At 61.6% G+C, this 18,594-nt stretch carries 18 protein-coding genes; 10 read left to right on the top strand and 8 right to left on the bottom strand.

Annotation, left to right across the window (positions count from 1 at the left end):
• Positions 1-59: 59 nt before the first annotated feature.
• On the top strand, positions 60-2,009 hold the full coding sequence (locus tag BLV47_RS06070; RefSeq protein WP_092311052.1) for an LTA synthase family protein: 1,950 nt from the start codon (positions 60-62) through the stop codon (positions 2,007-2,009).
• A gap of 150 nt (positions 2,010-2,159) precedes the next feature.
• Here the strand turns inward: BLV47_RS06070 and groL are convergent, their stop codons facing one another.
• From groL to BLV47_RS06050, 4 genes are all read right to left on the bottom strand, one after another.
• Positions 2,160-3,803 (bottom strand): chaperonin GroEL, encoded by a 1,644-nt coding sequence (gene groL, locus BLV47_RS06065; RefSeq protein ID WP_092311049.1) that lies wholly within the window; start codon positions 3,801-3,803, stop codon positions 2,160-2,162.
• A gap of 49 nt (positions 3,804-3,852) precedes the next feature.
• A complete protein-coding gene (locus BLV47_RS06060) occupies positions 3,853-4,146 on the bottom strand; it encodes a co-chaperone GroES (protein ID WP_011063093.1) in 294 nt (97 codons plus the stop codon).
• Between the two features lie 251 nt (positions 4,147-4,397).
• Entirely contained in the window at positions 4,398-4,874 is a 477-nt protein-coding gene (locus BLV47_RS06055) for an FxsA family protein (protein ID WP_011063094.1), read from the bottom strand.
• Between the two features lie 66 nt (positions 4,875-4,940).
• Positions 4,941-5,672, bottom strand: a complete 732-nt coding sequence (locus BLV47_RS06050) for a HugZ family pyridoxamine 5'-phosphate oxidase (protein ID WP_092311046.1) — start codon at positions 5,670-5,672, stop codon at positions 4,941-4,943.
• A 165-nt stretch (positions 5,673-5,837) separates the two neighbouring features.
• Here BLV47_RS06050 and BLV47_RS06045 point away from each other — a divergent pair, with 165 nt between their 5' ends.
• Complete coding sequence (locus tag BLV47_RS06045) at positions 5,838-6,596, top strand: SDR family oxidoreductase (RefSeq protein ID WP_092311043.1); 759 nt, start codon at positions 5,838-5,840, stop codon at positions 6,594-6,596.
• 94 nt (positions 6,597-6,690) lie between these two features.
• Here the strand turns inward: BLV47_RS06045 and apbC are convergent, their stop codons facing one another.
• Positions 6,691-7,785 carry an iron-sulfur cluster carrier protein ApbC gene (gene apbC / locus BLV47_RS06040; RefSeq protein WP_092311040.1) on the bottom strand — a complete coding sequence of 365 codons (1,095 nt, stop codon included), beginning with the start codon at positions 7,783-7,785 and terminating at the stop codon, positions 6,691-6,693.
• A gap of 195 nt (positions 7,786-7,980) precedes the next feature.
• Here apbC and metG point away from each other — a divergent pair, with 195 nt between their 5' ends.
• The 8 genes from metG to BLV47_RS06000 all read left to right on the top strand — a co-directional run bounded on the left by metG (position 7,981) and on the right by BLV47_RS06000 (position 15,056).
• Positions 7,981-10,032 (top strand): methionine--tRNA ligase, encoded by a 2,052-nt coding sequence (gene metG, locus BLV47_RS06035; RefSeq protein WP_092311037.1) that lies wholly within the window; start codon positions 7,981-7,983, stop codon positions 10,030-10,032.
• Positions 10,033-10,160: 128 nt separating this feature from the next.
• The gene (locus BLV47_RS06030) at positions 10,161-10,739 is read left to right on the top strand and encodes an Rnf-Nqr domain containing protein (protein WP_092311034.1); all 579 of its coding nucleotides are present in this window, start codon (positions 10,161-10,163) and stop codon (positions 10,737-10,739) included.
• A complete protein-coding gene (gene rsxB, locus BLV47_RS06025) occupies positions 10,736-11,947 on the top strand; it encodes an electron transport complex subunit RsxB (protein ID WP_092311031.1) in 1,212 nt (403 codons plus the stop codon). The genes BLV47_RS06030 and rsxB overlap by 4 nt, the downstream gene beginning before the upstream one ends.
• The gene (locus tag BLV47_RS06020) at positions 11,934-12,920 is read left to right on the top strand and encodes an RnfABCDGE type electron transport complex subunit D (RefSeq protein ID WP_092311028.1); all 987 of its coding nucleotides are present in this window, start codon (positions 11,934-11,936) and stop codon (positions 12,918-12,920) included. The genes rsxB and BLV47_RS06020 overlap by 14 nt, the downstream gene beginning before the upstream one ends.
• Before the next feature lie 2 nt (positions 12,921-12,922).
• Positions 12,923-13,534 carry an RnfABCDGE type electron transport complex subunit G gene (locus BLV47_RS06015; RefSeq protein ID WP_092311025.1) on the top strand — a complete coding sequence of 204 codons (612 nt, stop codon included), beginning with the start codon at positions 12,923-12,925 and terminating at the stop codon, positions 13,532-13,534.
• Positions 13,527-14,123, top strand: coding sequence for an Rnf-Nqr domain containing protein (locus BLV47_RS06010; RefSeq protein WP_092311022.1), 597 nt, complete (start codon positions 13,527-13,529; stop codon positions 14,121-14,123). The genes BLV47_RS06015 and BLV47_RS06010 overlap by 8 nt, the downstream gene beginning before the upstream one ends.
• A gap of 7 nt (positions 14,124-14,130) precedes the next feature.
• The gene (gene nth / locus BLV47_RS06005) at positions 14,131-14,769 is read left to right on the top strand and encodes an endonuclease III (protein ID WP_092311019.1); all 639 of its coding nucleotides are present in this window, start codon (positions 14,131-14,133) and stop codon (positions 14,767-14,769) included.
• Positions 14,770-14,876: 107 nt separating this feature from the next.
• Positions 14,877-15,056, top strand: coding sequence for a PA3496 family putative envelope integrity protein (locus BLV47_RS06000; protein WP_016965325.1), 180 nt, complete (start codon positions 14,877-14,879; stop codon positions 15,054-15,056).
• Positions 15,057-15,191: 135 nt separating this feature from the next.
• Here BLV47_RS06000 and BLV47_RS05995 read toward each other — a convergent pair whose 3' ends face one another.
• The 3 genes from BLV47_RS05995 to BLV47_RS05985 all read right to left on the bottom strand — a co-directional run bounded on the left by BLV47_RS05995 (position 15,192) and on the right by BLV47_RS05985 (position 18,466).
• Positions 15,192-15,818, bottom strand: a complete 627-nt coding sequence (locus BLV47_RS05995) for a response regulator transcription factor (RefSeq protein ID WP_092311016.1) — start codon at positions 15,816-15,818, stop codon at positions 15,192-15,194.
• Positions 15,819-16,204: 386 nt separating this feature from the next.
• Positions 16,205-17,422, bottom strand: a complete 1,218-nt coding sequence (locus BLV47_RS05990; RefSeq protein ID WP_016965323.1) for an argininosuccinate synthase — start codon at positions 17,420-17,422, stop codon at positions 16,205-16,207.
• Between the two features lie 129 nt (positions 17,423-17,551).
• Positions 17,552-18,466 (bottom strand): flagellar protein MotY, encoded by a 915-nt coding sequence (locus tag BLV47_RS05985; RefSeq protein WP_060844472.1) that lies wholly within the window; start codon positions 18,464-18,466, stop codon positions 17,552-17,554.
• Positions 18,467-18,594: the final 128 nt, after the last annotated feature.

Raw genomic sequence — 18,594 nt, 5'->3', positions numbered from 1 at the left:
CCTGACTACAGGGACAACCTCAGACTACGGACCGTTTGCCCACAAGGAACCCCCCCTCGATGGACCTTCTCAAGACCGCGCCCGCGCGCCTGGTACTGCTACTGACCGGCACCTGGCTGGCGATTTTCCTGCTGACCCGCAGCATTCTCCTGCTGACCCACCTCAACGAAGCCGGTAGCGGCTGGCTGCCGGTGTTCGGCATCGGCCTGCTCTATGACCTGGGCTTCCTGGCCTACGCCGCCCTGCCTCTGGGGCTGGGCCTGTTGCTGTGCCCGACAAGCCTCTGGCGCCGACGCGGCCTGCGCTGGCTGATACAGGGCCTGTTCAGCATCAGCTTGTTCGCCATGCTCTTCACCGCCGTGGCGGAATGGTTGTTCTGGGACGAGTTCGGCGTGCGTTTCAACTTCATCGCCGTCGACTACCTGGTGTATTCCGACGAGGTCATGAACAACATCCTCGAGTCCTACCCCATCGGCCTGCTAATGGGCCTGCTGGCCCTGGCGGCGGTGATCCTCAGCCTGGTCCTGCGCAGGCCACTGCAGGCCGCGCTGAACGCGCCTTTGCCGTCCCTGCGCGGTCGCCTGCTCAGCACCCTGAGCCTGCTGCTGGTGGCCGCTGCCAGTCTGCAACTGCTCAGCCAGGACAGTCCGCGAGCCCAGGGCGGCAACGCCTATCAGAATGAGCTGGCGAGCAACGGCCCCTATCAATTCTTTGCGGCCTTTCGCAACAACGAACTGGACTATTCACAGTTCTATCGCAGCCTGCCCGCCGACATCGTCGCGCGGCAGATGCGCGCCGAGCTGAACGAGCCCAATGCCCGCTTCATTGGCCAGGACCCGCTGGATATCCGCCGCGCCATCGATAACCCGGGCACACCGCGCACGCCGAATATCGTCCTGGTGACCCTCGAGAGTTTCAGTGCCAAGTACATGGGCAGCAATGGTGACGAGCGCAACCTGACCCCCAACCTCGATGCCTTGCGCCGGCAGAGCCTGTACTTCAACAATTTCTACGCCACCGGGACCCGCACCGACCGCGGCCTGGAAGCCATTACCCTGGCGATCCCGCCCACTCCCGGGCGTTCGATCGTCAAACGCATCGGCCGTGAAAGCGGCTTCGCCAGCTTGGGCCAGCAACTGCGCGCCGTGGGCTACGACAGCGTGTTCGTGTACGGCGGGCGCGGCTATTTCGACAACATGAATGCCTTTTTCAGCGGCAACGGCTACCGGGTGGTGGACCAGAGCAGCGTCGAGGAATCCGAAATCCACTTCAAGAACGCCTGGGGCATGGCTGACGAAGACCTCTATAGCCAGACCCTGAAGCTGGCCGATGCCGACTACGGGCAACAGCGGCCGTTCCTGCTGCAACTGATGACCACCTCCAACCATCGGCCGTACACCTACCCCGATGGGCGGATCGACATCAAGTCCGGCAATGGCCGTGATGGCGCGGTGAAATACACCGACTACGCCATCGGCGAGTTCCTCAAGGCTGCACGGCAAAAGCCCTGGTTCGACAACACGATCTTCGTGTTCGTCGCCGACCACACGGCGGGCAGCGCGGGCAAGGAAGACCTGCCCATCAGCAACTATCAGATTCCGCTGTTCATCTATTCACCCAAGCTGGTTCCAGCACAGGAAAGTGCACAGCTGGCCAGTCAGATCGACCTGGCGCCAACCCTGCTGGGCTTGTTGAACCTGGACTACGAATCGACCTTTTTCGGCCGCAACCTGCTGCAGGACAACCCGCTAGCGCCTCGGGTGCTGGTGGGCAACTACCAGCACCTGGGACTGTTCGACGGACAGGACCTGGCGATTCTCAGCCCGCGCCAGGGTCTGCGCCGCCATGACCAGGCGCTGGGCGCCAGCCGGGAATCCCGAGTGCCGGACAGCGACCCGCTGATCCAGCGCGGGATCAGTTACTACCAGAGCGCCAGTTATGGCTTCAAGCAGCAGTTGCTGGGCTGGAAGGCGCCCAAGGCAGCGGCGGATGAGCTGAGCCTGCGCTGAAGCCGTTCGCGGGCCAGCCCGCTCCTACAGAGGTCCATCGTTGTAGGAGCGGGCTGGCCCGCGAAGATTCAGGTACCCCATATCCCGGGCATAAAAAAGCCCCGCCGGCTTTCACCGGCGGGGCTTTTTCAGTACAGGGGTAAGGCTGGCTTACATCATGCCGCCCATGCCACCCATGCCGCCCATGTCTGGCATGCCGCCAGCTGCAGGCTTGTCTTCCACGATTTCAGCAACAGCGGCTTCGGTGGTCAGGATCAGACCGCCGATGGACGATGCGGCTTGCAGCGCGGAACGGGTCACCTTGGTTGGATCCAGGATGCCCATTTCGATCATGTCGCCGTATTCGCTGGTAGCAGCGTTGTAGCCGAAGTTGCCGGCGCCTTGCTTGACCTTGTCCACCACCACGCTTGGCTCGTCGCCGGAGTTGGCAACGATCTGGCGCAGCGGCGCTTCGATAGCGCGACGCAGTACAGCGATACCCACGTCCTGATCGGCGTTGTCGCCTTTCAGTTCGCTGATGCCTTGCAGAGCACGGATCAGGGCTACGCCACCGCCAGGTACCACGCCTTCTTCAACGGCTGCGCGGGTAGCGTGCAGGGCGTCTTCAACGCGGGCTTTCTTCTCTTTCATTTCAACTTCGGAGCCAGCGCCAACCTTGATCACTGCAACGCCGCCGGACAGCTTGGCCAGACGCTCTTGCAGTTTTTCACGGTCGTAGTCGGACGAAGTGTCGGCCACTTGTTGACGGATCTGAGTCACACGAGCCTGGATGTCCGCTTCAACGCCAGCACCGTCGATGATGGTGGTGTTTTCTTTGGACAGGATCACGCGCTTGGCGTTACCCAGGTGCTCCAGGGTGGTGCTTTCCAGGCTCAGGCCGATCTCTTCGGAGATCACGGTACCGCCGGTCAGAACGGCGATGTCCTGCAGCATGGCCTTGCGACGGTCGCCGAAGCCTGGTGCCTTGACGGCAGCGACTTTGACGATGCCACGCATGTTGTTCACAACCAGAGTCGCCAGGGCTTCGCCTTCAACGTCTTCAGCCACGATCAGCAGTGGGCGGCCGGCTTTGGCAACGGCTTCCAGCACTGGCAGCATTTCGCGGATGTTGGAGATCTTCTTGTCCACCAGCAGGATCAGCGGGCCGTCGAGTTCGGCGACCATGGTGTCCGGCTTGTTGATGAAGTAAGGGGACAGGTAGCCACGGTCGAACTGCATGCCTTCAACAACCGACAGTTCGTTTTCCAGGCCCGAGCCTTCTTCAACGGTGATCACGCCTTCTTTGCCGACTTTTTCCATGGCTTCGGCAATGATGTCGCCGATGGAGTTGTCGGAGTTGGCGGAGATGGTGCCAACCTGGGCGATGGCGCGGGAATCAGCGCAAGGCTTGGACAGACCCTTCAGCTCTTTGACGATGGCGATGGTGGCCTTGTCGATACCGCGCTTCAGGTCCATCGGGTTCATGCCGGCAGCGACGGCTTTCAGGCCTTCGTTGACGATCGACTGAGCCAGAACGGTAGCGGTGGTGGTGCCGTCGCCAGCGTCATCGTTGGCACGGGAGGCAACGTCTTTGACCAGCTGCGCGCCCATGTTTTCGAAGCGATCTTTCAGCTCGATTTCTTTGGCAACGGAAACGCCGTCCTTGGTGATGGTCGGAGCGCCGAAGCTCTTCTCGATGATCACGTTACGGCCTTTCGGGCCCAGGGTCGCTTTTACCGCGTCAGCCAGAACGTTGACACCGGTGAGCATTTTCTTGCGGGCGGAATCGCCGAATTTAACTTCTTTAGCAGCCATGATCGATATTCCTTAAATACTGTGTAGTAGCGGGAAAATACGCGGGAAATCAGCCTTCGATAACAGCGAGAATCTCGTTCTCGGCCATTACCAGCAGATCTTCGCCATCGACTTTCACGGTGTTGCTGCCGGAGTAAGGGCCAAACACCACTTTGTCACCCACTTTCACGGCCAGCGCACGTACTTCACCGTTGTCCAGCACACGGCCGGTACCTACAGCGACGATTTCGCCGCGGTTAGGTTTTTCAGCAGCCGAACCAGGCAGAACGATGCCGCCGGCAGTTTTCGATTCTTCTTCGCTGCGACGGATGACGACGCGGTCATGCAGAGGACGAAGCTTCATTGTCGATCTCTCCTAATTGTGGTTTTCAACGGCCGGTGTCGATACCGGCGGGTTAACAAATCCGGCTGTGCCGGGTGCGACTCGACAAGCGAGCCGCGGAAGTCTGTCTGGTGTCAGCACCAGAAACCTTGCGGTGACCGTTACATAAGGGCGCATAAGGTTATTACAAGGGCTGGCTGATGAATTTTTTTACATTGCCCGCGCCAAAACGAACACGGCACCCGAAGGTGCCGTGCTTTAAGGCTGAAAACTCATGAATCGCGGTGCTCGAACTCACCTTCGATGACATTGGGCTCGCGACCCAACGGCTGTTGCGGCGCGGGGCCGCCACGGGCCGCGCGCATGTCGTCGGCGAAGGCGCGTTGGCGCAGGGCCTGTTCCTCGGCGCGCTGGCGCATCTTGTTGGCCAGCAAGCGGCGGCTGATCGGCAGCAGCATCAACAGACCGAACACATCACTGATGAAGCCGGGCAGGATCAGCAGGCCGCCGCCCAGGGCCAGCATCAGCCCTTCAAGCATCTGCTGGGCCGGCAGTTCACCGCGGTTGAGACTTTCACGGGCACGCAGTGCCGTGGCCAGGCCAGCCACGCGCAACACCAGCACACCGAGCATCGAACCGAGAATGATCAGCAGCAGCGCCGGGAAGAACCCGATGGCCGCGCTGACCTTGACGAAGACGAACAGCTCCAGCACCGGGAACAGTAAAAAGAGCAACAGAAAAGGGCGCATCAAATGGTTTCCTCTGCGGAAGAATGCCTTCCAGTAGACCGTAAATGACGTCGCCAATTCGTGAATTCAAGCGCCAACGGCCGGATTTTTCGGCCATTGATCGGCGTGAGCCAGGAAAACCAGGGCTTCGCGTACTTGTGTCGGCGTATTGCAAGGCGCCTGGAACGGCAGCCAATACAACGCTTGGCCAATGCGCAGGTGCATGCCCTCGGTGTCGATTCCAGCCAGTTGCGCCGGCTCGCTGTGCGGCAGCCCGCTCAGCTCGACGTAATGGGCGATGGCCTTGGCATGATCGCTGTTCATGTGATCCACCATGCTCGACTCGGCCTTGCCGGCGAACGGGTTGGCCAGGGTCACCTGATCAATCCAGTGGATCGCGCCAAAGCCGCCGATGTAGCGATGCCGGACGGGCTTAAGTACCCAGAAGTCGAAATCGTGAGCCTTGTGATAGTTCTGCGATTCGGGGAAGTAGCGGTAGTAACGCTCGGCGGCGGCCTCGATGGCTGCATCGTCTTCAAGCTTCTCGGCTTCGGCCAGGTAGGTCAGGCGCCCGACCGCCTGCACATCGTCGGCGTCGCGCTCACCCACCAGCAACGAACACTTGGAGTCCTTCTGCAGATTATGGGTGTGCTGGGCAATGCGACTGATCAGAATCAGTGGCCGCCCCTCGGCATCCAGGCAGTAGGGCACCACGGAGCCAAAAGGAAAACCCGGCATGGCCTTGGAGTGCGTCGACAACACGCCGCGGTATTCCTTGAGCAGCAATTCTCGTGCATTCTTCGCAGCTTCAACGCTCACTTTATGACTCCTTCTGTAAAATCCGTCGAAAACGGACGGGCGCCTGGGGCATTGTTCCAGCTACGCCAGTGGGGCAATTCTCGTCTGCAGCCAGGCCAGGCCCGGCAGTCGGTCGAGGCTCTGCCAAAAGGACAACCTCTCAAGACCTGCTAGCGGGACATGCGAATGCAACTCACTGACAAAGTAATCATTATCACCGGCGGTTGCCAAGGTCTGGGCCGCTCCATGGCCGAGTATTTCGCGGCCAAGGGCGCGCGACTGGCCCTGGTCGACCTCAACCAGGAAAAACTCGACCAGGCGGTTGCCGCCTGCCAGGCCCTCGGCGTCGAGGCCCGCGCCTATCTGTGCAACGTCGCCAATGAAGAACAGGTGAGCCACACGGTGGCCCAGGTGGCCGAGGACTTCGGCGCCATCCACGGCCTGATCAACAATGCCGGGATCCTGCGCGACGGCCTGCTGGTCAAGGTCAAGGACGGCGAGATGACCAAGATGAGCCTGGCCCAGTGGCAAGCGGTGATCGACGTCAACCTGACCGGGGTCTTCCTCTGCACCCGTGAGGTGGCGGCGAAAATGATCGAGCTGAACAACAGCGGCGCGATCATCAACATCTCGTCGATCTCCCGCGCCGGCAATATCGGCCAGACCAACTATTCCGCGGCCAAGGCCGGGGTCGCGGCGGCCACCGTGACCTGGGCCAAGGAACTGGCGCGCTATGGCATCCGCGTGGCCGGCATTGCCCCGGGCTTCATCGAAACCGAGATGACCTTGGGGATGAAGCCCGAAGCCCTGGAGAAAATGACCTCGGGGATTCCCCTCAAGCGCATGGGCAAGCCGCAAGAGATCGCCCACTCGGCGGCGTACATCTTCGAGAACGACTACTACACCGGACGCATCCTGGAGTTGGACGGCGGCCTGCGGGTCTGATCCTGTCATCGCAACGGTAGGAGCCGGCTTGTCGGCGAAAGCGATCTTGAGGGCGCCTTCGCCGGCAAGCCGGCTCCTACATGACGCCGGGGTTTCAGTCGTCGCTGATGGTGATGTTGGGCATCGCCGGCGCTGCGGCTTCCTGCAATACGATGCGCGCGCCGACGTGCCGCGCCAGTTCCTGATAGACCATGGCGATCTGGCTTTCCGGCTCGGCGATCACCGTCGGCTTGCCACCGTCGGCCTGCTCGCGGATCAGCATCGACAGCGGCAGCGAGGCCAGCAGCTCGACACCGTACTGGCTGGCCAGCTTCTCACCGCCGCCCTCACCGAACAGATGCTCGGCATGACCGCAGTTGGAGCAGATGTGCACCGCCATGTTTTCCACCACGCCCAACACCGGGATGTTGACCTTGCGGAACATCTCCACGCCCTTGCGTGCATCCAGCAGGGCCAGGTCCTGGGGCGTGGTGACGATCACCGCGCCGGCCACCGGGACTTTCTGCGCCAGGGTCAGCTGGATGTCGCCGGTGCCTGGCGGCATGTCGATCACCAGGTAGTCGAGGTTGCCCCAGTCGGTCTGGGTCACCAGTTGCAGCAGGGCCCCGGAAACCATCGGCCCGCGCCAGACCATCGGCGTGTTGTCGTCGGTCAGAAAGGCCATGGACATGACCTCGACCCCGTGGGACTCGATCGGCACGAACCACTTCTGGTCCTTGATCTTCGGCCGGGTGCCTTCGGCGATGCCGAACATGATGCCCTGGCTCGGCCCATAGATATCGGCATCGAGAATCCCCACCTTGGCGCCTTCGCGGGCCAGGGCCAGGGCCAGGTTTGCGGCGGTGGTGGACTTGCCCACGCCGCCCTTGCCGGACGCCACCGCCACCACGTTCTTGACGTTGGCCAGGCCGGGGATCTGCGCCTGGGCCTTGTGTGCGGCGATCACGCTGGTGATTTCGACCTTGGCCGAGCTCACGCCATCCAGGCCTTCGATGGCCAGTTGCAGCATCTGCGCCCAGCCGCTCTTGAACAGACCGGCGGCATAACCCAGTTCCATGCGGACCGTGACCCGCTCGCCCTGGACGTCGATATCCCGCACACAGCCGGCGCTGACCGGGTCCTGGTTCAGGTAAGGGTCGGTGTACTGGCGAAGGACGGCTTCCACCGCTGCGCGATTGACGGCGCTCATGGGCAACTCCGATAACAAGACTGGAAAATCAGGCGGCTATCCTACCTGTTCCGTGGCGCGGGCGGGATGCCAAAACAACATGCGGGGCCCTCGTCACTGGCCACGACAGCCGTGGAAAACCGGGCTCACAGGGTGAAATATATTTCTCGGCGCTTTATAGTGGCCGACCTCCGTTTCATCAAGTAGCCGAGCCCCATGTCCGAGCCACGCAAGATCCTCGTCACCAGCGCCCTGCCCTATGCCAATGGTTCCATCCACCTTGGCCACATGCTTGAGTACATCCAGACCGACATGTGGGTGCGCTTCCAGAAGCATCGCGGCAATCAATGCATCTATGTCTGCGCCGACGACGCACACGGCTCGGCCATCATGTTGCGCGCGGAAAAGGAAGGCATCACCCCGGAACAGTTGATCGCCAACGTCCAGGCCGAACACAGCGCCGACTTTGCCGACTTCCTGGTGGACTTCGACAACTTCCACTCGACCCACGCCGAAGAAAACCGCGAGCTGTCGAGCCAGATCTACCTCAAGCTGCGCGACGCCGGGCACATCGCCACTCGCTCCATCACCCAGTATTTCGACCCGGAAAAGAAAATGTTCCTGGCCGACCGCTTCATCAAGGGCACCTGCCCGAAATGCGGCACTGAGGACCAGTACGGCGACAACTGCGAAAAATGCGGCGCCACCTACGCCCCCACCGATCTGAAGGATCCGAAGTCGGCGATCTCCGGCGCCACCCCGGTGCTCAAGGATTCCCAGCACTTCTTCTTCAAGCTGCCGGACTTCCAGCAGATGCTGCAAAGCTGGACTCGCAGCGGCACCTTGCAGGACGCCGTGGCCAACAAGATTGCCGAATGGCTGGATGCCGGCCTGCAGCAGTGGGACATCTCCCGCGACGCGCCGTACTTCGGCTTCGAGATCCCGGGCGAGCCGGGCAAATACTTCTACGTGTGGCTGGATGCGCCAATCGGCTACATGGCCAGCTTCAAGAACCTCTGCGACCGTCGTCCGGAGCTGGATTTCGACGCGTTCTGGGGCAAGGACTCCACCGCCGAGCTGTACCACTTCATCGGCAAGGACATCGTCAACTTCCACGCCCTGTTCTGGCCCGCGATGCTGGAAGGCGCCGGCTACCGCAAGCCGACCGGCATCAACGTCCACGGCTACCTGACCGTCAATGGCCAGAAGATGTCCAAGTCCCGCGGCACCTTCATCAAGGCCCGCACCTACCTGGAGCACCTGTCGCCGGAATACCTGCGCTACTACTACGCCTCCAAGCTGGGCCGTGGCGTCGACGACCTGGACCTGAACCTCGAAGACTTCGTGCAGAAGGTCAACTCCGACCTGGTAGGCAAGGTGGTCAACATTGCCAGCCGTTGCGCCGGTTTCATCCACAAGGGCAACGCCGGGTTGATGGTCGACAGCAATGCCGCCCCCGAGCTGACCGAGGCTTTCCTGGCCGCCGCGCCCAGCATCGCCGACGCCTATGAGGCCCGCGACTTCGCCCGCGCCATGCGCGAAATCATGGCCCTGGCCGACCGCGCCAATGCCTGGATCGCCGACAAGGCCCCATGGTCGTTGAACAAGCAGGAAGGCAAGCAGGCCGAGGTCCAGGCCATCTGCGCCACCGGCATCAACCTGTTCCGCCAACTGGTGATCTTCCTCAAGCCGGTGCTGCCACTGCTGGCCGCCGATGCCGAGGCCTTCCTCAACGTCGCGCCGCTGACCTGGAACGACCACCAGCACCTGCTGGCCAACCATCAGCTCAACGAATTCAAGCCGCTGATGACGCGGATCGACCCGGTAAAAGTCCAAGCCATGACCGACGCCTCGAAAGAAGACCTGACCGCCAGCCAGACCGACACCGGCGCCGCCGCGCCAGCCGGCAACGGCGAACTGGCCAAGGATCCGCTGTCGCCGGAAATCGACTTCGACACCTTCGCCGCCGTCGACCTGCGCGTCGCCCTGATCGTCAAGGCCGAAGCCGTGGAAGGTGCCGACAAGCTGCTGCGCCTGACCCTGGATATCGGTGATGAGCAACGCAACGTGTTCTCCGGAATCAAGAGCGCCTACCCGGACCCATCCAAGCTCGATGGGCGCCTGACCATGATGATCGCCAACCTCAAGCCGCGGAAAATGAAGTTCGGCATTTCCGAGGGCATGGTGATGGCTGCCGGCCCTGGCGGCGAAGAGATCTACCTGCTGAGCCCGGACAGCGGCGCCAAGCCCGGCCAGCGGATCAAGTAAGCCTCCACGCTGCCCCCATCCCCCCGTCGTGCCCAGGCGCAACGGGGGGATTTGCATATCTGGCGCCCCTGCGTGCGCGCAGAGTTTGCCTACTCTTGAGGGATAGCCTGCCCGTACCGGCCGCCACCATGACCCACTTCCTGCTCGCCCTGTTCAGCACCGCCCTGATCAACAACTTCGTGTTGCAATGGCCGCTGGGCGTCGATCCGCTGTTGCAGGCCGACGCTAGCAACCGACAACGGGTTCATGCGCTGGGGCTGGCGACCACGGGGTTGATGCTGCTCAGCAGCGTGCTGGGGCATGTCCTTTATCGTGGGCTGCTGCAGCCCTGGGGGTTGGCGGCGCTGCAATTGTTCATCTGGCTGCCATTGAGCCTGTTGCTGATCAAGCCGCTGCTGAGGCTGCTGTCCCGCGTCCTGCCGCGCTTGCCGTTCGAAGGCCTCTGGCCCTTGCTGCTGGGCAATGCCGGCATGCTCGGCCTGCTGCTGATCGGCGCCCGGGACGATCTGGACCTGGCCACCCTCAGCGCCATGAGCCTGGGGGCCGGACTGGGTTTCTGGCTGGTGCTGAGCCTGTTCAGCGACCTGCGCCAGCGTATTTCCACCAACGATATTCCCCTGCCCTGGCGCGGCCTGCCGATCGACCTGATCAGCGCCGGCCTCATGGCAGTGGCGTTTTTCGGCTTCAACGGACTGATCAAAACATGAGTCTGATTCAACGCATCGATGCCCTCCTGCCCCAGACCCAATGCGGCAAGTGCGGCCATCCAGGATGCAAGCCCTACGCCCAGGGCATCGCCAACGGCGAGGCCATCAACAAGTGCCCGCCCGGCGGCCAGGAAACCATTGCCGGCCTGGCGCAACTGTTGCAATTGCCGGTGTTGGAGCTGGACCGCAGCCGCGGCGAAGCGCCGGCACAGATCGCCCATATCCGCGAGGCAGAGTGCATTGGCTGCACCAAGTGCATCCAGGCCTGCCCTGTGGACGCCATCGTCGGCGCGGCCAAATTCATGCACAGCGTGCTGATCGACGAATGTACCGGTTGCGACCTGTGCGTGGCGCCTTGTCCGGTGGACTGCATCGACATGCTGCCGCTCCCAGAAGCCAAGGTGGTACCGATTGTTGGCGGCCTGGCCACCAGCCCCGAGCAACTGCAGGCCCGCAACAGCAAGCGCGAGCAGGCGCGTCGGCGCTTCGAACAACGCAACGAGCGCTTGCAACGGCAAGAAGCCCGGCGCCTGGCCGAGCGTCAGGCGCGTGCGCAGAAAGCCGCACAGGCTGTCGACGACAGCCAGAATCCGCTGCAGGCCGCCATCGAGCGGGTCCGCGCGCAGAAAGCCGCGGCCGCCGACGCGGCGCTGAAAAAAGCCAAGATCGAGCTGGCCATGAGCCGGGCTCAATTGCACAAATCCCTCAAGGCCTTCGGCCATCCACCGACCTTCGAGCAGCAAACGCAGCTCATCGTTCTGCAGCGTCAGTTCGAAGCCGCCGAACAGGCCCTGGCGCAGCTGGAGCCGGCAGCTCCAGCGGCGGCTACCGCGGCCCCAGTGGCCAAGGACGCCGAACTCAAGCGGGCAAAGATCCAGCTGGCCACCCGCCGCGCCGAACTGAAAAAGGCCCAGGCCGCGCACGCCTCCGACGCCGAGCTACAAGCCTTGAGCGCCGCCCTGGCGGCCGCCGAACAGGCGCTGCACGCCGCCGAGGACGCCAGCGGCAAACCGGCCCCAGTCCTGGTGCGTGTCGAAAAGCGCCCGATCGATCCCCAACTGCGGCAACTGAAAACCGAACTGGCCTACGCCCGCGCCGAACTGCACAAACTGCAGCGCCAGCCTGGCACCCATGCCGAGCAACTGGCCGAGGCTCAGGCACGCTTGCACGAAGCCGAACGCCAGGTGAAGGCCCATGCTGACCGCTGACGGCGTCGACCCGCGCCTGCGCCAGGCCATGCAACGCGTGCTGCTGGCCACGCTGCCCGGGCTGCTGGTATTGCTGTGGTGGTTCGGCTGGGGCGTGCTGCTCAACCTGTTGCTGGCGGCATGCGGCGCCCTGGCCATGGAAGCCCTGGCGCTGTTCCTGAGAAAGCGTGCGCTGTCAGCCGGCCTTGGCGATGGCAGCGCCTTGGTCAGCGCCACATTGCTGGCCCTGGCGTTGCCACCTTACTGCCCCTGGTGGCTGCCGCTCAGCGCCGCGGCAGCTGCCATTGCCCTGGGCAAGCAGGTGTACGGCGGAGTCGGCCAGAACCCGTTCAATCCGGCGATGCTCGGTTACGCCCTGGCCTTGCTGTGCTTTCCCCAGTCGATGACCCATTGGCCCGCGCCGCACGCCATGGACCTGCTCGCGGGACTGCAACAGGTGTTCGGCCTCTCTGACGGCCTGCAAGTGGATGCCTGGGCCCAAGCCACGGCGCTGGACAGTTTGCGCGTCAACAAGAGCCTGACCCTCGACGAACTCTTTGCCAGCAACCCCGCCTTCGGCCATTTCGGCGGTCGTGCCGCGCAATGGATCAACCTGGGATTTCTTGCCGGAGGCCTGTTTCTGCTGCAGCAGCGGGTCATCGGCTGGCAGGCGCCGGCGGGCATGCTGGGCAGCCTCCTGGTCATCAGCCTGGTGTGCTGGAACGGTACGGGCTCGGACTCCCACGGTTCACCGCTGTTTCATCTGCTCAGCGGCGCCAGCATGCTCGGCGCATTCTTTATCGTCACCGAACCGGTATCGGGACCCAAGACGGAAAAAGCCCGGCTGCTGTTTGGCGTCGGCGTCGGCCTGCTGACTTACCTGATCCGGACATGGGGCGGCTACCCCGACGGCGTCGCCTTCGCCGTGCTGCTGATGAATCTGACAGTGCCGGGACTGGAACGCCTGTGCGCGGCAAAACGGGAGAACGCTTGAGCATGAAAAAATCCGGCGGTCTGCTCCTGCTGGCCCTGATCGGTTTCGTGGGGGTGGCGGCGACCTTGTGGCTACATGGGGTTGCGGCGCCACGTATCGCCGCTGAACAACGGGCGCAGCAGGCGCGCAAGTTGCTCGACCTGCTGCCCGTCGCTCGCTACGACAACCAGCCCCTGGAGCAGCCACTGCCTCTTGAGGATGTGCAACTGGACAACAGCCGCTTGTTGCAGGGCTACCTGGCCACTCTTCAGGGCCACCCCAGCGCCGTGCTGTTGCGCAGTCAGGTGAGCGGCTACGCCGGCCCCATCGAGCTTTTGATCGCCATTGACAGCCAGGGCCGGCTGCTGGGCAGCAAGACCCTGAGACAGGATGAAACCCCCGGCCTGGGCGCCAGGATCGCTGATCAGCCCAACCCCTGGTTGCAGGGTTTTTCCGGCAAGTCCCGCAGTGATCCGGGCGATGCCGCCTGGGCCCTGAAGAAGGACGGCGGCCAGTTCGATCAGATCGCCGGCGCCACCATCACCTCCCGCGCGGTCATCAGTGCCCTACACGATGCCTTGCGCTACTTCGACGAACATCGCCAGCAACTGCTCCCGGAGGCCGCCCATGAATAAGCCGCTGACATTGCCGGGCCTGCTGATGCTGACGCCGTTGATCGGGGCCACTGATTCCTGGGTCAAGGCCCTGGGCCTGGCCCTGGCATCCGGGCTGCTGCTGAGCTTGTTCGGAGCCGGCATGGGTCTATTGCGGGCACAGTTGCAACGCCAGCAGCAGTGGTTCGCCAGCCTGCTGCTCGGAGCGTCCCTCGGCAGTTGCCTGTGGCTGGCGCTGCAAGCATTAAGTTATGAACTGCACCAGCAGTTGAGCCTGTACCTGGGCCTGCTGCCCCTGCAATGCGTGATGCTGGAACAGGCGGGCTTCTTCCAGCACCGCAATCGGTTGCGCCTGGCCGCCGGCTTCTGTGGCGCCCTGGCACTGCTGGGCGCACTGCGCGAACTGCTGGGTACAGGCGCCTTGGGCAGCCATCTGGGCTGGCTTGTCGGCCTGAGCGGCGACAGCACCGGCTGGGTGCTGCTGCCCCAGGGCGGCTTGCGCCTGCTGACTCTGGTCCCCGGGGGCTTTATCCTGCTGGGCCTGTTGTTGGCGGCAAAGCGGGCCTGGACCGCCTCATCGCCCTTCAACCGACAGTCTTCAAGGAAATGAACCACCCATGAATGCCGCCAAACGCCTGGAAATATTTCGCCGACTTCATGAAGACAACCCCGAGCCCAAGACCGAACTGGCCTATTCCTCGCCGTTCGAATTGCTGATCGCGGTGATTCTTTCGGCGCAATCGACCGACGTCGGGGTCAACAAGGCGACCGCCAAACTCTTCCCCGTGGCCAATACACCCGCGACGATCCATGCCCTGGGAGTCGAAGGCCTGTCCGAGTACATCAAGACCATCGGCCTGTACAACAGCAAGGCCAAGAACGTCATCGAAACCTGCCGCCTGCTGGTGGAACGCCACAACGGCGAAGTGCCACAGACCCGGGAGGAACTGGAAGCCTTGCCCGGCGTCGGGCGCAAGACCGCCAACGTGGTCCTCAACACCGCCTTCCGGCAGTTGACCATGGCGGTGGACACCCACATTTTCCGGGTCAGCAACCGCACCGGTCTGGCCCCGGGCAAGAACGTGGTGGAAGTGGAGAAAAAGCTGCTCAAGTTCGTGCCCAAGGAGTTCCTGCTGGACTCCCATCACTGGCTGATCCTGCATGGACGCTATGTCTGCCTGGCCCGCAAGCCACGTTGCGGCAGCTGTCGAATAGAAGACCTGTGCGAATACAAGCAGAAGACTTCCGACGATTGAGGAAGCATTGATTTTGCCGATGAATCGATTGAAAAAATCTTTTTTACCCGCCAGGAGAATATCGATATAAGGGGCGCCAATGGCAGTCTTAGCCTGGAGTTGACCTTATGAGCACTGGCAAAGAACAACTGGACGTAGAAGAAGACTTCATCGCCGCGGAAACAGACGATGTCGAACCGGTGGTCGAAGTGGCGAAAACCAATCTGAGCAAGCGCCGCACCATCGACAATCTTCTGGAAGAGCGGCGTCTGCAGAAACAACTGGCCGATTACGACTTTGACCTTTAGTCGCAAAAGAACCTCCATACGGAGGTTTTTTTGTGCCTGTCTTGCCGTCATGTCCGGCCGGTCAGCCTCCCGGCATGACCGGCCCGATCCGTACTTTCAGGCCTGACAGTCCAGCACCATCTCGGACGACAAGACTCAGACCAACTGATGGCGCTGGGCAAACTCGATCAGGTCAACCAGTGAGCGCGCATTGAGCTTGGCCAATAACCGTCGCTTGTAAGTACTGACCGTCTTGTTGCTCAGGCACAGGCCTTCAGCGATCTCCTTGTTACTCATGCCGTTGGTGAGCTGCTTCAATACGATCAACTCACGTCCGGAAAGAAGCTCGATCATTTCTTCCTCACTGCTGATGCCCTGGCTGGAACGAAAAGTGTGCAACGCCTCGTTGGGAAAGTAGCTGTAGCCCGCCAGTACCGCCCGTACCGCACTGATCAGCTCGGTAATGTCCTGCTGCTTGCACACGTAACCGGCGGCGCCGGCCTGCATGCAGCGCATGGAAAAGGGCCCTGGCGCTTGCAGCGTCAACACCAGGATCTTGATCGGCAAACTTCTGAACATGAGGCGAGCTATAACTTCAAGTCCATCAAGTTGCGGTATGCCAATATCCAGAATCAAGATATCGGGAAGATATTCAAGAGCCAGCTTTAATGCGTCCGTGCCGTTATCTGCTTCGGCTACTACTTCAAAACCATGACGTTCCATCAGCATGCGAACAGCGAGGCGAACAACAGGATGATCGTCCACGATCAATACTCTTTTCATAGGTCCATCCAGGTACTTAGAGTTTTTTAGAGCCCGCACAATACCCCAGAGAATTGACTCTGACACCGTGCCAAAAGGGGCTACGACCCTACGAGGACGATCCTTACAAACAATACCGATTTACCTTACAAAATAAATTAGATAAAGGTCGTTCAAGGGAAAAGGCGCTTAGGATTAATCTTCAAATCAGCTACTTTTCGTACTAAAAATTCGCAAACCCAACCCTCTTTTTCAGCGACAAGCGTGGCCAAGTCCGCCATCACTAACTTCATTCTGTTCAATCAACTTCTCTATCAAACCGCTGGCCTACAGCAACACGCCGCTGACTTAATCGAAGGCAAGAAAAAGCCCCGCATATAGCGGGGCTCTTTCTCAACAACTCGGGATCAGATCAGAGTCCGTCCCTTGTTGGCGGCAATACGCATGCGCAGGGCGTTGAGCTTGATGAAGCCAGCTGCGTCCGCCTGGTTGTAAGCACCGCCGTCTTCTTCGAAGGTGGCGATGTTGGCGTCGAACAGCGACTCATCGGACTTGCGACCAGTCACGATCACGTTGCCCTTGTACAGCTTCAGGCGCACTACACCGTTCACGTGAGCCTGGGAAGCGTCGATCATCTGTTGCAGCATCAGGCGCTCAGGGCTCCACCAGTAGCCGGTGTAGATCAGGCTGGCGTACTTGGGCATCAACTCGTCTTTGAGGTGAGCCACTTCGCGGTCCAGGGTGATGGACTCGATCGCGCGGTGGGCACGCAGCATGATGGTGCCGCCCGGAGTCTCGTAGCAGCCACGGGACTTCATGCCGACGTAACGGTTCTCGACGATGTCCAGACGACCGATGCCGTGTTCGCCACCAATGCGGTTCAAGGTCGCCAGCACGGTAGCCGGGGTCATTTCCACGCCGTCGATGGCGACGATGTCACCGTTGCGGTAGGTCAGTTCCAGGTACTGCGGGGTATCAGGAGCCTTCTCCGGGGAGACGGTCCAGCGCCACATGTCTTCTTCGTGCTCGGTCCAGGTGTCTTCCAGCACGCCGCCTTCATAGGAGATGTGCAGCAGGTTGGCGTCCATCGAGTACGGCGACTTCTTCTTGCCGTGACGCTCGATTGGAATGCCATGCTTCTCGGCGTAATCCATCAGCTTCTCGCGGGACAGCAGGTCCCACTCGCGCCAGGGAGCGATCACTTTCACGCCCGGCTTGAGGGCATAGGCGCCCAGCTCGAAACGCACCTGGTCATTGCCCTTGCCGGTAGCACCATGGGAAATGGCGTCGGCGCCGGTTTCGTTGGCGATCTCGATCAGACGCTTGGCGATCAACGGACGAGCGATGGAAGTACCCAGCAGGTACTCGCCTTCGTAGACGGTGTTGGCGCGGAACATCGGGAAGACGAAATCACGCACGAACTCTTCGCGCAGATCGTCGATGTAGATCTCTTTGACGCCCATGGCTTGCGCCTTGGCGCGGGCCGGCTCGACCTCTTCGCCTTGGCCCAGGTCAGCAGTGAAAGTCACTACTTCACAGTTGTAAGTATCCTGCAGCCACTTGAGGATCACCGAAGTGTCCAGGCCGCCCGAATACGCCAGAACGACCTTGTTAACGTCCGCCATGCCATCACTCCACGGGGTTGTACGGAAAGCCGCCAAGTCTACCGATCCACGCGGATAATTTACAGTGGCGCGACAGCTTATGACGACCAAGCGACAGATTATGTCGAGCGCGCGACGATGACAGCCGTATCAGGAGGTCGCAGCAGCGCTGGAGCCAGAGGCGGCCTGGGGCGCTGGAGCCGGCTTCTCGGTGGGTGCTACCCGCTCCAGATGCACGTTGACCCGACGGTTCTTCGCCCGGTTGGCGGCATTGGTGTTGGGCGCCAGAGGGTAACGCTCGCCATGGAAGCGCACCACGATCTGGTTTTCCGCCAGGCCGTTGGCCTTGAAGAACTCCATTACCGCCAGGGCACGACGACGGGACAGGTCACGGTTGGTCAAGCGATTGCCGCTGTTGTCCGAGTGGCCATCGAGTTCAACGTGGTTGACCGTCGGGTCGGCCTTGATGAAGTCCACCATCACCTGCAGCTTGGCCTTGGCCCGGGCATCGAGCTCGATACCCCCTCCCGGGAAACCGATCTCGCCCTGTTTCACCTGCTCGTAGTTCATCGGCAGCAGCTTGGCCATGCAGCTTTGATAGTCGCCATACGCCTTGCTGAACTTCACCGGCAACAGGCGCACTTCGGACACTCCGCCCTCGCGGGAATAATTGCGCACCACAGGGCTGCGCCCCTCCAGCAGCCCGATGATCAAGCGCCCGGCCTGCATCTGGTTGCTGTTGAACAGCACTCCATCGGTGCCGGCCTTGACCGCTCCGAGGTTGATGTCGCCCCGTCCCGGCTGCCAGGGCGCCGCCGCCGCCAGTAGAGTCGCCGAGCCCCCCGCCTGCATCGGGTTGAAGCTCTTGAGACGGAAGATCGCCTGCTCGCCGGCGCGGCGAACGAACTCGCCGGAACCGAAATCGGTCACTGGTTGGATCAGGCGGCACTCGAATTTGTCACCTTCGACCGTCCACTCAATGCTCTCCAGACGGGTCTGGAAAGTGAGAGCCATCGCGGGCAGGCTGGCAAACACACTGAGCAAGGCTAGATAACGCTGGCGCACGGGAGGCTCCACTGACGTGTACAACAGAAAAATCGACAGGCGTTAATACGCCATACCTTCGGGATATCGGTTGCTCGTCGCAAAACTTGATAGCGAGTGCCTGGAAGAGTCTTTTCCGGTAGCATTCC

Origin of the sequence: Pseudomonas saponiphila, assembly GCF_900105185.1 — a bacterium.
Lineage (GTDB): Bacteria > Pseudomonadota > Gammaproteobacteria > Pseudomonadales > Pseudomonadaceae > Aquipseudomonas > Aquipseudomonas saponiphila.
Note: the sequence above shows the minus strand (reverse complement) of the source record. Positions and strands in the feature narration are given on the sequence as shown.

Bases quoted from the DNA above. Each gene is read 5' to 3' on its own strand.
- BLV47_RS05995 (WP_092311016.1), bottom strand. From the start codon at position 15,818: ATGAAAAGAGTATTGATCGTGGACGATCATCCTGTTGTTCGCCTCGCT.
- apbC (WP_092311040.1), bottom strand. From the start codon at position 7,785: ATGAGCGCCGTCAATCGCGCAGCGGTGGAAGCCGTCCTTCGCCAGTAC.
- metG (WP_092311037.1), top strand. From the start codon at position 7,981: ATGTCCGAGCCACGCAAGATCCTCGTCACCAGCGCCCTGCCCTATGCC.
- BLV47_RS06070 (WP_092311052.1), top strand. From the start codon at position 60: ATGGACCTTCTCAAGACCGCGCCCGCGCGCCTGGTACTGCTACTGACC.
- BLV47_RS06020 (WP_092311028.1), top strand. From the start codon at position 11,934: ATGCTGACCGCTGACGGCGTCGACCCGCGCCTGCGCCAGGCCATGCAA.
- BLV47_RS06015 (WP_092311025.1), top strand. From the start codon at position 12,923: ATGAAAAAATCCGGCGGTCTGCTCCTGCTGGCCCTGATCGGTTTCGTG.
- BLV47_RS06060 (WP_011063093.1), bottom strand. From the start codon at position 4,146: ATGAAGCTTCGTCCTCTGCATGACCGCGTCGTCATCCGTCGCAGCGAA.
- rsxB (WP_092311031.1), top strand. From the start codon at position 10,736: ATGAGTCTGATTCAACGCATCGATGCCCTCCTGCCCCAGACCCAATGC.
- BLV47_RS06045 (WP_092311043.1), top strand. From the start codon at position 5,838: ATGCAACTCACTGACAAAGTAATCATTATCACCGGCGGTTGCCAAGGT.
- BLV47_RS06055 (WP_011063094.1), bottom strand. From the start codon at position 4,874: ATGCGCCCTTTTCTGTTGCTCTTTTTACTGTTCCCGGTGCTGGAGCTG.
- BLV47_RS06010 (WP_092311022.1), top strand. From the start codon at position 13,527: ATGAATAAGCCGCTGACATTGCCGGGCCTGCTGATGCTGACGCCGTTG.
- BLV47_RS06000 (WP_016965325.1), top strand. From the start codon at position 14,877: ATGAGCACTGGCAAAGAACAACTGGACGTAGAAGAAGACTTCATCGCC.
- BLV47_RS05990 (WP_016965323.1), bottom strand. From the start codon at position 17,422: ATGGCGGACGTTAACAAGGTCGTTCTGGCGTATTCGGGCGGCCTGGAC.
- nth (WP_092311019.1), top strand. From the start codon at position 14,131: ATGAATGCCGCCAAACGCCTGGAAATATTTCGCCGACTTCATGAAGAC.
- BLV47_RS06030 (WP_092311034.1), top strand. From the start codon at position 10,161: ATGACCCACTTCCTGCTCGCCCTGTTCAGCACCGCCCTGATCAACAAC.
- groL (WP_092311049.1), bottom strand. From the start codon at position 3,803: ATGGCTGCTAAAGAAGTTAAATTCGGCGATTCCGCCCGCAAGAAAATG.